The organism is Qipengyuania pacifica (assembly GCF_019857205.1).
In the GTDB taxonomy this organism is placed as follows: Bacteria; Pseudomonadota; Alphaproteobacteria; order Sphingomonadales; family Sphingomonadaceae; genus Qipengyuania; species Qipengyuania pacifica.
This window is the reverse complement of the sequence record NZ_JAHWXO010000001.1, coordinates 595,468-610,273: the sequence shown is the minus strand read 5'-3', so window position 1 is coordinate 610,273 and position 14,806 is coordinate 595,468. Positions and strand designations below refer to the sequence as shown.

Below are 14,806 nucleotides of genomic sequence, written 5' to 3'. Positions count from 1 at the left end.
TTCAGTCATTCACATCGTAGGCGTCTCGACTTGAAAGCTGCGGTTCGCTCGGCACGTCACAATGGCGAGAAGCTTGGCGCTCGTAGGATGGCCCTGCCCCCGCCATTGGATGATCGTTAAGCGCTCGGTGCGTATGCCCAGTTCACGCCGTTCCAAAGTCATTCTGCATTCGCTAGACGCGCAGAATATGACCCGAGCCGACCTTCAGCGTCTGATTGACGATAAGACTAAGCCAACCGGATCAATGGGGCGGCTTGAAAGCCTCGCCGTTCAGTCTGCGGCGATCATAGGCGACATTAATCCCGAGAATGCCTCGGCATCGCTGACCATCTTTGCTGCCGATCATGGCATCGCGGCACAGGGTGTTTCGGCATTCCCGCAGGAAGTTACAGGCCAAATGGTTGCCAACTTTCTTGCAGGCGGGGCTGCGGCGAATGCCATCGCAGCGCAGTTCGGCATACCGGTCACTGTCGTCGATTGTGGGATCATGCATTTGCCAGCGCAACGTGATGGACTGATCGACATGGCACTCGGACGAAGCACGTCCGACAGCTCTACGGGGCCTGCGATGAGTCCAGAGGTGGCGAGCAAGGCAATCACGCAAGGACGACATTTTGCGAGCGGCATCGGGAGCAAGATAGTTTGTTTTGGCGAGATGGGTATTGCCAACACTTCCGCAGCGGCCCTGCTGGCGCACAAGCTGAGTTTCATTTCGGTCGCCGAGTTGGTCGGACGCGGCACGGGTCTCGACGATACCGGTCTCTCCAATAAGAGAGAGATACTCGAACGCGCGGCGGCGCGCACCGGAGAGCTCGCGCCAATCGAGGCGCTCGCCGAGGTCGGCGGTTTCGAGATCGGCACCATGGCGGGCGCGATGATCGGTGCCGGGACATCGGACAAGCTGGTGGTCGTCGACGGGTTTATCGCCACCGCTGCCGCCGCGCTTGCAAGGGCGATCGAGCCGGACTGCGAAAAGGCTTTCGTCTACGCGCATCGCTCGGCCGAGCACGGACATCGGGCGTTGCTCGATTGGTTGGAAGCCGAGCCCTTGTTCGATCTGGACATGCGATTGGGCGAGGGCACCGGTGCATTGCTTGCCGTGCCGATGATCCGCGCTGCGCTATCGCTGTTCGGAATGGCGAGTTTTTCGCAAGCCGGGGTTTCCGGCGCTACTCCGGCTTCATGAAACGCCCCTTCTTCGCATTGCTTGCCGCGTGGGTGTTTCTCACGCGGATTCCATTGCCCACAGCCAAGCTGGACGAGCGCGATTTCGAGGCCGCACCCGGCTTTTATCCGCTTGTCGGACTTGCAATCGGCGCCATCGGAGCGGCTGGCTTCGCACTTGGCTGGACAATCGGCGGCGCTTTCGTCGCTGCAATCTTCGGGACCGCAGCCACGCTGCTGGCGACAGGAGCCTTCCATGAAGATGGGCTGGCCGACCTGTTCGATGGGCTTGGCGCGCCGACAGCCGAGCGGATGATGGAGATCATGCGCGACAGCCGGCTCGGAACGTTCGGAGCGGCGGCGCTGTTCCTCATCCTGCTGCTCAAAATCGCTGCGCTATCCCAATTGCCCTTCATGCTCGCCCTTGCCGCTCTGCCCGTGGCGCACGGAGCCTCGCGCCTGTCGGCAGTGATCGTGATTGCGACCAGTCGCTATGCACGCGCCGACGGGATCGCGAAACCGGTTGCCAAGGGGATCGGAGCAGCTCCGCTGGTGCTGGCGACACTCACCGGGATTGCCGCGGTCGCAATCGGCGCGACCGTTCTTGGGCCCAGCGCCGTGCTGTGCGGCCTGGTTAGTCTGTGTGTCGGCCATGGTTTGACGCGGCTGGTCTTCGAGCGCAAGCTGGGTGGCTATACGGGCGATTGCCTTGGCGCTGTGCAGCAGATCAGCGAAGTCGGCTTCTACCTAGGCTTGATCGCATGGCTCTGATCCTGCTGCGCCACGGCCAGCCCGAGATCGCTGCGGGAATATGCTACGGCCGGTCGGATGTTCCCGCTCGAGCCCTTGGCGAGGGAAGCCTCCGCTCACTCGTGACCGCATTGCCCGACCGCTTCGCACGGATCGACAGCAGTCCGCTGACCCGATGCAATGCGCTGGCTGAGCAGCTGTCCGCGCATTTCGACCTTCCCATCCACGCCGACCCGAGACTGATGGAGATCGATTTCGGGAACTGGGAAATGCAGGCTTGGGACGCCATTCCGCGTGGTGAAATCGATGCGTGGGCAGAAGATGTCGAAGGGGCGCGACCACATGGCGGTGAGAATGTGGCGCAGATGACCGAGCGGGTGCGGGCCTATCTACGCGATGCGGCGAGTTGCGATGCCGATATCCTCGCCGTCACGCATCTCGGCGTCGTTCGATGTGCCAGCGCTGTTCTGGGCCGTGCAAACCCGTTTGAAATCCAACTTGGCTTCGGCCAGTTCCTGACCGTCGAACCGAAAGAGGCACTATGAGCGATACCGACAGAGAAACGCATGCAGCGAGGATGAAGGAACTGCAGGTTGCCCAGTCCAAGCGGCGGCGCGAGCTAAAAGATCCGGAGCGCGGCCTGGTGCTGGTCCACACCGGCGACGGCAAGGGCAAGTCGAGCTCTGCCTTCGGCGTCATCGCTCGTGCGCTTGGGTGGGGCCAGAAGGTCGCCGTAGTGCAGTTCATCAAAGGGAAATGGAAGACGGGCGAAAAGCAGTTTTTCGCGCGCTTCCCGGATTTGGTTGACTGGCACGTTATGGGCGATGGTTTCACTTGGGATACACAGGACAAGGATCGCGATATCGAGGCTGCCGAGAAGGCGCTCGCAAAGGCGGGCGAACTGATTGCGAATGGTGACTACGCGCTGGTTGTGCTCGACGAGATCATTATTGCGCTGCGCTACGACTACCTCACGCCCCAAGCCGTCATCGATGCCCTTGAACGCCGGGGCGATACGCGAGTGATATTGACCGGGCGCGATGCGAAGCCCGAATTGATCGACTATGCCGACACCGTCACCGAGATGACCGAGACCAAGCATGCCTATCGCGCTGGCATTCGTGCCCAGCAGGGGATCGACTTCTAGTCTGCAAGGATTGACAGCGGCGTTTATGCCGCGCATTGGCGCGATCAGACGGTGCTGCAGGTGATAAATCGCCTGGAGCTAAGAGGGAAGCCGGTGAGATACCGGCGCTGTGCCCGCAACTGTGAGCCAGGAGTCCCGAACCAGCATGTCACTGGCTAAGCCCTGCAGTGGGTGGCGCCGGGAAGACGGTTCGAAGACGTTGATCGGCAAGCCAGGAGACCTGCCGTCGCGTCGTTCGTCCGGGGCCGGGTCCAGCCCAGTGGGACAGGAAAATTCTTTTTCCGAAGTAACGACAGCCAGGCCGGTTTCCGGTGTCGCGGCTCATTTCGAGCGGCGGCGGGCCATCTGTCGAGTTTACCATGCGGGCACCGGAGCCTCCGCGTGGGCTGGCTTTGGATATTTCAATGAAAACCGCATTCTATGTGTCCGTCGCGGCATCGGCCGTGGCTCTGTGTTCGACCGGCGCGTTCGCTCAGTCGGTCGATCTTCCCGAAGACGAGGAAGTGAACTCCCAAACGATCGTTGTCACTGCCAACCGCACCGAACGTGCGATCAGCCAGGTCGGTGAATCGGTCACCGTGATCGAGGAAGAGGAGATCGTGAACCGTCAGCCGAGCGAGGTTCTCGATATTCTGCGCACGGTTCCCGGCGTTACATTCAACCGCAATGGCGGGATCGGCACCAGCACGAGCGTTTCAATCCGCGGCGCAGAAAGCGACCAGACCGTCGTCCTGATCGACGGGGTAAAGCTCAACGACCCGTCCTCGACCGGTGGCGGCTTCAACTTCGGCCCTGCCCTCACCGGCAACATCGCGCGGGTCGAAGTGGTGCGTGGGTCGCAAAGCGTGCTCTACGGCAGCCAAGCGATCGGCGGAGTGGTGAACCTGATTACCCGCGAGCCGACCGAGGACCTCGGCGTGTTCGCGCGTGCCGAATATGGTGAGCGCGACACTGCGGAACTCGTCGGCAACGTTTCTGGCAAGTTCGGCCCTGTCGGGGTGAGTGTTGGCGGCAATTACTATCGCACTGATGGCATCTCCGCATTCAGCGAGGCGCGCGGTGGAACCGAGCCGGACGGGTTCGAAAGCCTTGGCGCAAACGCCAAGTTTGATATCGCGCTGGGCGAGAATTTCTCGATCGATCTGCGCGGTTTCTATGCCGACAGCGAGACCGAAATCGATGGCTTCACGGCGACGGGCTTGGGCGATACCAACGAGGTTTCCTACCGCGACGATTTGGTCGGCTATGGTGGGATCAATGCCAACTTCCTGGATGGACGTTTCCGCAACCGGCTGGGGATTGCATACACCAGGATCGACCGACGGAATTTCAGCTTCGATACCAACTCCGAAACCTTCGACGCTTTCGGTGAGAACCTTCGCTACGAATATCAGGGCGTATTCGACGCAGCCGACATAGCCGAGCTCGTTTTCGGCGCAGAGCGCGAGGAATCGGAGTATCTCAGCTCGAGTTTCGGTGCGCCCGCGATTGGCGATGATGTGTGGATCAACTCGGTCTACGGCCAGCTCAATTTGACGCCGTTGGACGGGCTCTCGCTGACTGGTGGCGTTCGCTACGACGATCACGAAACCTACGGTGATAATACAACCTTCGCTGCCAGCGGTGCCTATTCGCCCAACGGCGGCGATACCGTGCTGCGCGGCAGTTATGGCGAAGGTTTCAAAGCGCCTGCGCTGTTCCAATTGTTCAGCGACTTCGGAAATACCGATCTCGAGCCCGAGGAATCGGAAAACTGGGACGTCGGTATAACGCACAATTTCCTCGGTGGACGGGCCGAGGTAGGCGTCACTTATTTCGAACGCGACGCGACTAATCTGATCGCGTTTGTCGGCTGCACCGGCAATCCGATCCCGGCGTGTCAGGATCCGGCCAATCCACGCCCGTTCGGCACATACGACAATATCGCACTCGCAAGTGCCGATGGCTGGGAATTCGGTCTGGCGCTGCGTCCGACCGATGGCTTCGACGTCGCGCTTAACTACACCACCATCGACGCCCGAAACGATGTGAACGGCAATCGCCTGCCACGACGTGCGGAGGATACGATCAGTCTGGTCGCGGACTACCGCATGGAGAACGGCATCGGCATCGGTGCCACCGTGTTCGTGGCGGGCGACAGCTTCGACAATGCCACCAACACCACCCGCCTCGATGGCTATGTGGTGACCGATATTCGGGCGAGCTTTGGCATTACCGAGCAGATCGAAATTTTCGGTCGGATCGAGAACCTGTTCGACGAGCAGTATGAAACGATCTTCCGCTACGGCCAACCTGGTCGTGCGGTGTTCGGCGGCGTGCGCTACCGGATGTAATCGATGGTTCGGACGACCCTCGCGGCGCTGGCGTGCCTCCTCTCGGCCTGTGCGCAGGTGGCGGAGCGGGGAGCGGACGCGCCGCGACGCATCGTCAGCCTCGACTACTGCGCCGACCAGTATGTCCTGAAGTTCGCGGACCGCGAGGATATCCTTGCGCTGTCGCCCGATGCGGGAAAACGCTTTTCCTACATGCGGGCGGCGGCCGAAGGGATCCCCACGGTCCGTCCGCGCACGGCAGATGTGCTGGCACTGCAACCCGATCTGGTGGTGCGAACTTACGGTGGCGGGCACGATATCGCCGATTTCATGAAGGAGCCGGGAGTCCCGGTCGTGCAGATCGGCTTCCCCCAATCGATTGCCGAAGTGCGGGATGAGGTGCTGCGGGTGGGCACCGAACTTGGCAAACCGGATGAGGCCGAAAAGCTCGTTGCCGATATGGATCGGCGATTGAAGGCACTTGCAGAGAGGTCCGGTCCTCAACGCGAAGTTCTTTACATGACCCCGGCAGGCGTAACCGCGGGCGAAGGCACTCTGGTGCATGAACTGTTTGTCGCGGCGGGCCTGCGAAATTTTCAGAATCGACCGGGTTGGAACCCACTGCCACTGGAACGGCTCGCCTATGACCGGCCCGACGTGATCGCGGCAGCCTTTTTCGAAAGCAAGACCAACCACGTCGATAACTGGAGCGCGGCGCGTCATCCGGTGGCGCGGGCACAATTGCGCGAATTGCCAGTCGTGCCGCTGGAAGGGGCCTGGACCTCATGCGGGGGCTGGTTCCTGATCGATGCGGTAGAGGCGCTCGCAGAAGGGAAGGAAGGCGCGCAATGAACCGGGTAGTGGCGATATTGCTGGCAAGCCTTGTGGGCGCACTGGTCCTCTCGGTCGCATTGGGATCGGTGCCCTTGCCGCTTGACCGGGTGCTGGGCGCTATCGCATTCCAGTCGAGCCAGGGCGATCAACTGGTCGTCTGGCAAATCCGCCTGCCGCGCGCCCTCGCCGCAGGTTTCGTTGGAGCGGCGCTGGGCATGAGCGGCGCGGCCTTGCAGGGCCTCTTGCGAAATCCGTTGGCCGAGCCGGGTATCCTCGGCGTGTCGGCCACCGCCGCACTATTCGCGACCTTCGTGCTTTATTTCGGTCTGGCAACCGCAGGCCCGCTGGTGCTGCCGCTGGCGGCAGTAGCTGGCGCGCTGATCGCTACGCTACTGGTGGCGCTCGCCGCCATCCGCACGCGTTCCGTCGTTACGTTAATTCTGATCGGCGTCGGTCTTTCGAGTTTCTCGGCGGCAATCATGGCCTTGCTGATGAACCTTGCTCCCAACCCCTTCAGCCTCGCGGACATGGTCAACTGGATGTTGGGGACGGTGGACAATCGCAGCTTCGACGACCTGCTATTTGCTCTGCCATTCATGGCGATCGGGGTCGCGATTCTGCTGGCCTCCCGTCGCGGCCTATCCGCGCTTGCCCTTGGCGACGAGGCGGCCGAAGGAATGGGGCTGGATCTCCAGCGGCAACGGCTGGCGGTGATTGTCGGCGCGGGGCTGGCAACGGGCGCCGCAGTCGCGCTGGCCGGAGCAATCGGCTTCGTCGGAATCGTCGCACCGCATCTTGTGCGGCCCTTCCTTCGCTACGATCCCGCGCGGCTACTGGTGCCCTCCGCCCTGCTCGGCGGGCTGATCCTCGTGTTCGCCGATATCGGCGTGCGCGTGCTGCCGACCGATAGCGAGCTGAAGCTCGGCGTCGTCGCCTCATTGCTGGGCGCCCCAGTATTCATATGGATCGCCGCGCGCAGGAGGCTGGCATGACGCTGCTGGAGGCAGAAGGCCTCGGCTATTCGGTCGACGGCAGGGTTCTGATCGCCGACGCCGCGTTTGCTCTCGGCGCGGGCGAGCTGACCGCGCTCATAGGGCCAAACGGGTCGGGCAAAACGACCCTCCTGCGTCTTGCGCTAGGCCTGTTGGAAAAGGACGCGGGACGCTCTTCGATCAATGGAACGGCGGTGGAAATGCTTTCGCCGGTAGCGCGCGCTCGCCGCGTTGCGTATCTGCCGCAAGCGCGTCCGCTCGTTTGGCCTCAGCCGGTTCGCGATGTCGTTTCGCTCGGGCGGTTCGCATATGGCGCTGCCCTTGGTCGCTTGTCGCAGGAAGACAGCGAGGCGGTGGAGCGCGCGATCCGAGTATGCCAGTTGGACGGCTTCGAGGAACGCGCTGCGGACACGCTCTCGGGCGGCGAATTGTCGCGCGTGCATTTGGCCCGGGCGCTTGCAGCGGAAACTCCACTGGTTGTGGCGGACGAACCCGTCGCCGCACTCGATCCGCGCTACCAGCATCAGACCATGCAGCTGTTCGCCGACATGACGCGCGCTGGACGCAGTGTCCTGACGGTCATTCATGATCTCGACCTCGCGCTGCGCTACGCCTCCAAGGTTCTCTGGATGCACGAAGGCCGAATTGTCGCAAACGGCACGCCGCAGGAGACCTTCACAGCCACACGATTGCGCGATGTCTTTGGCATCGACGCTCAGGTTCTGAGCGACGGCGCGCATACCCGGCTCGAAATCTCCGGCCCTGCATAACGTAGCATGACCGGGCGCGCGATCATGCTTCAGGGCACCGGATCGGATGTCGGCAAGTCGCTGCTGGTTGCCGGGCTATGCCGGATCGCAGCGCGCCGGGGGATCGGGGTCGCTCCGTTCAAGCCGCAGAATATGTCGAACAATGCCGCAGCCTGCCCCGGTGGCGGCGAGATCGGTCGGGCGCAGGCCTTGCAGGCAAGAGCAGCAGGCCTCGATCCATCGACTGATATGAATCCCGTGCTCCTCAAGCCTGAAGGCGATCGGCGTGCGCAAGTCGTGCTTAATGGGAAAGCCCTGCGCAGCGAGGAAGCGGCGGCCTATATGGCCAATCGGGGAAGCCTGCTTCCCTCGGTGATCGAGGCATTCGACCGCCTGAAATCGGCGCACGACCTCGTCATAATCGAGGGCGCGGGGAGCCCGGCCGAGGTGAACCTGCGCAAGGGCGACATCGCCAATATGGGCTTCGCGCGCGCTGCCGACGTTCCCGTAGTGCTGGTCGGCGATATCGATCGTGGCGGGGTCATCGCATCGCTTGTGGGCACCCGAACCGTCATCGAGGCAGATGATGCCGAGATGATCGCAGGCTTCGTCATCAATCGCTTTCGGGGTGATCAGACCCTTTTTACAGATGGCGTGCGCTTCATCGAAGACCGTAGCGGCTGGCGCTGCTTCGGCATCGTGCCATGGCTGCAATGTGCCGCGCGGCTGCCCGCAGAAGACGCTGTCGTGCTGCACCAAGCCAGACTGAAAAGCGGTGCCATTCTTATTGCCGTGCCGATGCTGTCGCGGATCAGCAACTTCGACGATCTCGATCCGCTGCGCGCCGAGCCGGATGTGGAAGTCCGTTTCATTCCCCCCGGCCAGCCAATTCCGCGAGAGGCGGATGCGATTATTCTCGCGGGCACCAAGTCTACCTTGGCCGACCTCGCGATGCTGCGGAACCAAGGGTGGCACCATGACATCGTCGCCGCCTGGCGCACGGGAGCGCACATTGTCGGCTTGTGCGGCGGGTTTCAGATGCTGGGCAAGCGGATCGAAGACGCCGACGCGGCAGATGGATTGGCAGGATCGGCGGACGGTCTTGGCCTATTCGATATGACGACGATGATGACCCTCGAGAAAGTGGTTCGCCCCATGAGCGGAACCACGATCGCCCATGGCGACCACGTGACAGGATACGAGATCCACACCGGTCGTTCGCTTGGCCCTGCGCTGAGTAGACCATTCTGCGAGCTCGAGGATGGCAGCTGCGATGGCGCGATCGCGGGAGGTGGCCGCCTGATCGGCACTTATCTCCACGGCGTGTTCGCGAGCGATGCGTTTCGTTCTCGCTGGCTCGAGCGATTGTGCAGCGGTCGGAGCAGCACGCTCGACTACGAAGACAGTGTCGAAAGTGCGCTGGACGAGCTTGCCGACGGGCTTGGGGCGGCCCTCGACGTGGATGCTCTGTTGGCGCTGGCGCGGTGATGGCCGCTTGGATCATGCTCGCAGGGCTGGCGGTAGAAGCCCTGCTCGGCTGGCCGGACGCGCTGGACAGACGGATCGGGCATCCGGTGCGCTGGTTCGGCTGGCTGGTCGAGCGGGCGGAGTGTCTGGGCAATCGAGAAGCATGGAGCAGGTCCGCGCGGGTCGCGATGGGCGGTCTCGTAATACTGTTTCTGGTGGCGCTTGCAGCCCTGCTTGGACTGGCGATCCAGCTGGTCCTGGCTGATGGGTGGGTAGGTTTCGTGCTGATGGCTCTTCTTGCCTCCAGCCTGATTGCCGCACGTTCGCTGCACGATCACGTCGCGGACGTGGCCAGCGCCTTCGAGGGCGCGGGGATCGATGCGGCACGGTGCACGCTCAGCCGCATCGTTGGTCGCGAGACTGCTGAGCTTGACGAGGCCGCCATCGCTCGAGCTGCTATCGAGAGCCTTGCAGAGAACACCTCCGATGGCGTCACCGCGCCCTTGTTCTGGGGGGCGCTTTTGGGATTGCCGGGCCTGTTTGCCTACAAGGCGATCAACACGCTCGATTCGATGATCGGCCATCGCAATGCGCGATATGAAGCTTTTGGCAAGGTCGCCGCCAGGCTGGATGACCTCGCCAACCTTATCCCCGCACGTTTGACGGGGACCCTATTCACATTCTGTGCTGGTTCGGGTCGGGCCATAAAGGTGATGTCTCGCGACGCCCGCAAGCACCGTTCTCCCAATGCAGGATGGCCGGAGTCGGCGATGGCAGGGGCCCTTGGCATCAGGCTTTCTGGCCCACGAGCCTATGGCGCGGCGACGAGCGAAGAGCCATGGCTCAACGCCGAAGCAGGCGACCCGGACGCGGCCGATATTCGCCGTGCGCTGGCTCTTTATCAGCGGGTCGTCGTTGCCGCCGCTCTGCTTTTAGCTGCGCTTGGATGGGCTCACTTGCTATGAGCGATCCCGATCTCGTTTCCGGCCATGGTGGGCGGATCGATGCGATGGCGCGGGCATTTCCCGATGCGCCCCTGCCATGGATCGACCTGTCCACCGGTATCAATCCGGCTGCCTATCCGTTGCCCCAGATGCCGACCGATGCATGGACACGGCTGCCGGGCGAGATAGCCCGCGCGAGCTGCGAGAGCGCCATGGCTGGTGCGTTCGGATGCGATCCTGCCTACTGCCGCGCGGTTGCGGGAACCGAGGTCGCCATCCGCCAACTGCCGTCGATCCTGCGGGCGAAAACGGTGGCGGTTCGCGCTCCAAGCTATGCCGATCACGCGCAAAGCTGGCGATCTGACGGCGCAAGCGTCGTAAAAAGGCTGGATCCGCTGGAGCTGGTCGAAAAGGCCGATGTCGTGGTGCTCGTGAATCCCAATAATCCCGATGGGCATTGCTGGCCTGTCGAGCGGATCGAACACGCGCGGGCCCGACTCGCGAAGCGCGGCGGCTGGCTGATCGTGGACGAGGCCTATGCCGATCTCGATCCATCGAAAAGCGTCGCTCCGTTTGCCGGGAGGCGGGCGCTGATGGTGCTGCGATCCTTCGGCAAATTCTACGGCCTGGCAGGGCTCCGGCTGGGTGCGGTGCTAGCTCCACCCGATGTTCTGCGCGAAATTGGGGAAAGGCTCGGCGGCTGGGATGTTTCCGGACCGGCCTTGGCTATCGGCAAATCAGCCTATGCAAATGTTGAATGGCAGGCGGCAACCCGCAAACATTTGGCGCTGCGGATGCACGAGCTGCGGACATTGATCGCGTCGGCGGGCCTGAATGATCGCGGCGGAACCGATCTTTTCCGGTTCGTCCAGGCATCCGATGCACCTGCTCTATGGCGAAAGCTGGCCCGCCATGGCATCGCCGTTCGGCGATTTGCGGGGGACGATCATCACCTGCGCATAGGGCTTCCGGCCGATACTGCGCAGTTTGATCGACTTGCGGAAGCCCTCAACCCTTGAGCCGCAACGGTATCCCGGCGACCACAAGCTCGACCGTGTCGGCGATTTCGGCGAGCCGCTGGTTCAGTCTTCCCTGCTCATCGCGGAAGTCTCGGCCGAGCTTTGTCTCGGGGACGATCCCCGACCCGACCTCGTTACTGACAAGCACGATATCCGCTGTTGCGCATGTGATGCTGTCGATCAGAGCAGCGGTTTCGCTGGAGATGTCCCGCTCCGCTAGCATCACGTTCGACAGCCACAAAGTGCAGCAGTCGATAAGTATCGTTCCCTCATTTAGCGAAGCGATCGTATGCGCAAGTTCGATTGGTGACTCGACCGTCCGCCAATGCTCGTCACGCTCTTCGCGATGCTTTTGAATTCGCTCTGTCATTTCGGAATCATAAGCCTGAGCGGTGGCGATGAATATGTGCGGTCCCTGCAATCGACTGCCTGCCGCAAGAGCGTGCCGGCTTTTGCCCGAACGAGCGCCCCCGAGGACGAGGTGAACGGAAGCCATCAGGTGAAGCCCTCGTCTAGTCGCCGCGCTGCCGCCCGGTTTACGGAACGTTTCTCGTCGCACGCCATACCGGACCAACGCGCGATCTCATCCAGCGTCCGGCCACAGCCCATGCAGACCTCATCATCTGCCGACAGCTTACAAATACTCCGGCACGGCGATTGCGTGCCATCAGGGCTAATAGTTGGCATGAGGCCGGTTCTAACCATGGTTGGCCTAGCTGGCAAAGGAACGCGCAGGTCTTGGGGGACTGGACGATGAAGCATCTCATGAGCCGCGAAAGGCTTCTTTCGGCTATCGTCTGGTGTGAGCGCAATCATACCGCCACGTTAGATTTGGAGGCGTTGCTGGCGCGTATTCCGAGTCTCAGGTTGCGCCGGAAAGAGGCACGCTCAGCGCTACGAAAGCATCTGAGCCGGCAAGAGCGTGTCCGTTGGGGCGAGAACACTATAATGATTTCCTCCGACAATGCTGAGGGCAAGGACGGCATCGCAAGGCATCTGGAAGAAAGCGCTGACATTCTCGACGCAATCGCCACTCGTGCGCTGACACCGAAAGAGATCTGCATGGCGCTGGAGATTTCCAACCAAGAACGTCTACGCTGGACGAAGGATGGCCGCTTGAAAACGTCAGGGACGCTGACCTTTACGACAGGGCGACGGGTGACCGTTCCAACGTATTCTGCGCACTGGGTCGCCGATTTGCTGAAGAAAAATCGAATGATCGATGGCTGGCGAAAGCAAGATGCGGCTTGATTGTGCTTATGGGATAGCTGGACTGATTAAATCGCATGCATGCCAAGCTGACATCTCCACAACGAAATGTCCGCTTTGGCCTTGCAACCTCAAATATGAGACTTTCCGCTTTCGGCCCCAATTCCGCCGCTTCAAATGACAAGCGAAGTGGGCAATTAGATTGGATACTTTCACCGACCGCACTCCAAGCTGGGCATACGCCAAGCCAACCCTTGCACCTTGGAATCGGGTGGTTCAGAATGCCGCAATGCAAACGCCAGAGTGCGCCACGAAACTCCGAATTGTGCTTCCCCCGTGCTTCCCCGGAGTAACCGACAGACCGGGGAAGCAGGATCCGCCAACTTGCGATCCGCTTAAGCGGTTCAATTTTCGAAAGAAAAATGGAGCGGGCGAGGCGATTCGAACGCCCGACCCCAACCTTGGCAAGGTTGTGCTCTACCCCTGAGCTACGCCCGCTCACTGACGCTACCGAAACCGTATGGCCCGGTGGGGAGGCGGCCAACTAGCAGCGGTCCACGAGTCCCGCAAGCCGAAATTTGCAGATTTTTTGCGCAGCTTGCAGGGTGGCATCTCCTTCTTCACATTTGCTCCGCAATGCCCACATGGGGCGGATAGGTTTTCAGTTGAAAGGTGGACTTACGTGGCGAGCATGGGCCTGAGCATGGATGAGCAGAAGGCGGTCGAACGCTTCAAGACCGAAGTCGTCGAACCGTCGATGACCAAGCTCGTGATCCTCGATTTCCACGCTGAATGGTGTGGTCCGTGCAAGGCTCTGGCTCCGATGCTCGAAAAGGTTGCCGGTGAGTATGCCGACAAGGGCGTGGTGCTGAAGAAAATCGATGTCGATGAAGAAAAGTTCATCGCCGCCCAGTTCCAGGTGCAGTCCATACCGACCGTGTACGCGCTGTTTCAGGGGCAGCCGGTCGCCGACCTGACCAATGCACGCAGCGAAACGCAGATGAAGCAGACACTGGATCAGATCCTGTCGCAATTGCCGATAGAAGCGGGTGCCGCGCAGGACGCCAAGCCGGAGCAGGACGTTTCCCAATTCGTCACGATGGCCGAACAGATCCTGGCCGATGGAGATGCCGAGCGGGCAGCCGGTATTTTCGACCAGGTTCTGCAGATGGCTCCCGACAATGCGGCAGCCCATGCGGGCCTCGTTCGTTCGCTGGTCCAGGCAGGACATGTGGAACAGGCTCAGGCGGCTTTATCGGCGGCCGAGACCAATCCTGCGATCGCTACCGATCCGCAGATCGAGCAGGCCAGAAGCGCACTGGAACTGGCGGGCAACAGAGTCGACGAAGGTGAACTCACAGCCCTGAAGGAAGCCGCTGCAGACGGGGACATGCAGGCCCGCTTTGATTACGCAGAAGCAGCCTTTGCAGCAGGTCATCGCGATGCGGCGGCCGATGAACTGCTTGCCATGTTCGAAACCGACCGGGAATGGAACGATGGCGCTTCCAGAACAAAGCTGCTGCAGATTTTCGAAGCGGTCGGGCTGGAGGATCCCTGGGTAGTCGCCACCCGGCGCCGCCTTTCCAAGATCCTTTTTGGATAGGGGGTCGATCATCCGCATCCCCATTTTCCCGCTGCCAGGCGCTATCCTGTTTCCCGGCCTGCAATTGCCGCTTCACATCTTCGAGCCGCGCTATCGCGAGCTTGTCGGGAGTGCGCTTGCTAAAGATCGCCTGATCGGGATGATCCAGCCACAGCAGTCGAAAGATGGCGCCCCGCTTTACGATATCGGCTGCCTCGGGCGGATCGGCGATGTCGAAGCGCTGGAGGACGGCCGTTATAACATCGTTCTCGATGGTGAGACGCGGTTTCGCCTTGTGCGCGAACTGGATGTTCGGACCAGTTTCCGGCAAATCGAGGCGGAAATAATCGACGATGCCGAGGACGAGGTCCTGTCCAGCGTCGAACGGGCCGGTTTCGAATTCGAGGCTCGGCGTTTTGCGGACATGCAGGGTTATTCGGTGGACTGGGATTCGGTCGAGCGGCTCGACGACGAAACACTGATCAACGGCGTAGCCCAGATCGCACCGTTCGACGCGGCCAGCAAGCAGGCGCTTCTCGAAGCTCCCAACCTCGCCCAGCGCTGCGAGTTGATGATCCAGCTCATGCAGTTCTTCGCCCTGCGCGATGACGGAGACGAAATCGTCACCTTGCAATAG

16 protein-coding genes, 1 tRNA gene and 1 riboswitch are annotated in these 14,806 nt (G+C 61.5%); of the genes, 14 read left to right on the top strand and 3 right to left on the bottom strand.

Features of this window, described 5'->3' with window-relative positions; all coding sequences use genetic code 11:
- Positions 1-187 precede the first annotated feature (187 nt).
- From cobT to cobD, 11 genes are all read left to right on the top strand, one after another.
- On the top strand, positions 188-1,186 hold the full coding sequence (gene cobT / locus KYK83_RS03090) for a nicotinate-nucleotide--dimethylbenzimidazole phosphoribosyltransferase (protein ID WP_103025267.1): 999 nt from the start codon (positions 188-190) through the stop codon (positions 1,184-1,186).
- Positions 1,183-1,935: an adenosylcobinamide-GDP ribazoletransferase gene (gene cobS, locus KYK83_RS03085; RefSeq protein WP_103025255.1), complete on the top strand. Its 753-nt coding sequence runs from the start codon at positions 1,183-1,185 to the stop codon at positions 1,933-1,935. Before cobT ends, cobS begins: the two co-directional genes overlap by 4 nt.
- Positions 1,926-2,459 (top strand): alpha-ribazole phosphatase family protein, encoded by a 534-nt coding sequence (gene cobC / locus KYK83_RS03080; protein ID WP_103025256.1) that lies wholly within the window; start codon positions 1,926-1,928, stop codon positions 2,457-2,459. Before cobS ends, cobC begins: the two co-directional genes overlap by 10 nt.
- Complete coding sequence (gene cobO / locus KYK83_RS03075) at positions 2,456-3,061, top strand: cob(I)yrinic acid a,c-diamide adenosyltransferase (protein ID WP_103025257.1); 606 nt, start codon at positions 2,456-2,458, stop codon at positions 3,059-3,061. The genes cobC and cobO overlap by 4 nt, the downstream gene beginning before the upstream one ends.
- A 32-nt stretch (positions 3,062-3,093) precedes the next feature.
- Positions 3,094-3,303, top strand: a riboswitch (cobalamin riboswitch).
- 162 nt (positions 3,304-3,465) lie between these two features.
- Positions 3,466-5,394, top strand: a complete 1,929-nt coding sequence (locus KYK83_RS03070) for a TonB-dependent receptor plug domain-containing protein (protein ID WP_196847015.1) — start codon at positions 3,466-3,468, stop codon at positions 5,392-5,394.
- 3 nt (positions 5,395-5,397) lie between these two features.
- The gene (locus KYK83_RS03065) at positions 5,398-6,225 is read left to right on the top strand and encodes an ABC transporter substrate-binding protein (RefSeq protein WP_103025259.1); all 828 of its coding nucleotides are present in this window, start codon (positions 5,398-5,400) and stop codon (positions 6,223-6,225) included.
- The gene (locus KYK83_RS03060; RefSeq protein ID WP_222827127.1) at positions 6,222-7,199 is read left to right on the top strand and encodes a FecCD family ABC transporter permease; all 978 of its coding nucleotides are present in this window, start codon (positions 6,222-6,224) and stop codon (positions 7,197-7,199) included. The genes KYK83_RS03065 and KYK83_RS03060 overlap by 4 nt, the downstream gene beginning before the upstream one ends.
- Positions 7,196-7,969, top strand: a complete 774-nt coding sequence (locus tag KYK83_RS03055) for an ABC transporter ATP-binding protein (protein WP_103025268.1) — start codon at positions 7,196-7,198, stop codon at positions 7,967-7,969. The genes KYK83_RS03060 and KYK83_RS03055 overlap by 4 nt, the downstream gene beginning before the upstream one ends.
- A gap of 6 nt (positions 7,970-7,975) precedes the next feature.
- The gene (locus KYK83_RS03050; RefSeq protein ID WP_103025261.1) at positions 7,976-9,436 is read left to right on the top strand and encodes a cobyric acid synthase; all 1,461 of its coding nucleotides are present in this window, start codon (positions 7,976-7,978) and stop codon (positions 9,434-9,436) included.
- Positions 9,436-10,380 (top strand): adenosylcobinamide-phosphate synthase CbiB, encoded by a 945-nt coding sequence (gene cbiB, locus KYK83_RS03045; protein ID WP_224800621.1) that lies wholly within the window; start codon positions 9,436-9,438, stop codon positions 10,378-10,380. The genes KYK83_RS03050 and cbiB overlap by 1 nt, the downstream gene beginning before the upstream one ends.
- Complete coding sequence (gene cobD / locus KYK83_RS03040; protein WP_103025263.1) at positions 10,377-11,378, top strand: threonine-phosphate decarboxylase CobD; 1,002 nt, start codon at positions 10,377-10,379, stop codon at positions 11,376-11,378. Before cbiB ends, cobD begins: the two co-directional genes overlap by 4 nt.
- Here cobD and cobU read toward each other — a convergent pair.
- Together cobU and KYK83_RS17595 are read right to left on the bottom strand one after the other, a co-directional pair.
- The gene (cobU, locus tag KYK83_RS03035) at positions 11,368-11,874 is read right to left on the bottom strand and encodes a bifunctional adenosylcobinamide kinase/adenosylcobinamide-phosphate guanylyltransferase (protein WP_103025264.1); all 507 of its coding nucleotides are present in this window, start codon (positions 11,872-11,874) and stop codon (positions 11,368-11,370) included. The two genes, cobD and cobU, sit on opposite strands and share 11 nt — an antisense overlap.
- Positions 11,874-12,065 (bottom strand): DUF1289 domain-containing protein, encoded by a 192-nt coding sequence (locus KYK83_RS17595; RefSeq protein ID WP_103025269.1) that lies wholly within the window; start codon positions 12,063-12,065, stop codon positions 11,874-11,876. Before KYK83_RS17595 ends, cobU begins: the two co-directional genes overlap by 1 nt.
- A gap of 66 nt (positions 12,066-12,131) precedes the next feature.
- On the opposite strand from KYK83_RS17595, the gene KYK83_RS03025 reads away from it, so the two are divergent.
- Positions 12,132-12,629 (top strand): hypothetical protein, encoded by a 498-nt coding sequence (locus tag KYK83_RS03025; protein ID WP_146029899.1) that lies wholly within the window; start codon positions 12,132-12,134, stop codon positions 12,627-12,629.
- Positions 12,630-13,010: 381 nt separating this feature from the next.
- Here KYK83_RS03025 and KYK83_RS03020 read toward each other — a convergent pair.
- Positions 13,011-13,085: transfer RNA gene (locus tag KYK83_RS03020), tRNA-Gly, on the bottom strand.
- 193 nt (positions 13,086-13,278) lie between these two features.
- Here KYK83_RS03020 and KYK83_RS03015 point away from each other — a divergent pair.
- Both KYK83_RS03015 and KYK83_RS03010 read left to right on the top strand, forming a co-directional pair.
- Positions 13,279-14,190 (top strand): tetratricopeptide repeat protein, encoded by a 912-nt coding sequence (locus KYK83_RS03015; protein WP_196847954.1) that lies wholly within the window; start codon positions 13,279-13,281, stop codon positions 14,188-14,190.
- Between the two features lie 7 nt (positions 14,191-14,197).
- Positions 14,198-14,806: an LON peptidase substrate-binding domain-containing protein gene (locus tag KYK83_RS03010; protein WP_196847955.1), complete on the top strand. Its 609-nt coding sequence runs from the start codon at positions 14,198-14,200 to the stop codon at positions 14,804-14,806.